Origin of the sequence: Cobetia sp. SIMBA_158 (assembly GCF_046566945.1) — a bacterium.
GTDB lineage: Bacteria > Pseudomonadota > Gammaproteobacteria > Pseudomonadales > Halomonadaceae > Cobetia > Cobetia amphilecti.
The window spans coordinates 1-266 of record NZ_JAWJYL010000467.1; the positions used below are offsets into that span (position 1 = coordinate 1).

Consider the following 266-nt stretch of genomic DNA (forward strand, 5'->3'; position numbering starts at 1 on the left):
TCGCTGGGCGGACGTTGGGCATTTATTACTGCCTATACCTACTGGTTCGTAAACCTGTTCTTTTTCACCTCACTGTTGCCGCGCGTTATTGCTTATGCTTCGTATGCCTTCCTCGGATACGAATATATTATGACGCCGGTTGCCACCACCATTATCAGTATGGTGCTGTTCGCCTTCTCCACCTGGGTTTCCACCAACGGGGCGAAAATGTTGGGGCCAATTACCTCCGTCACTTCAACGCTGATGCTGCTGTTAACGCTCTCCTA

At 50.4% G+C, this 266-nt stretch carries 1 pseudogene; it reads left to right on the top strand.

Going from position 1 to position 266, the window contains the following annotated elements:
- Positions 1 to 266: pseudogene (locus R2R70_RS20700) on the top strand (amino acid permease); the annotation flags it as partial.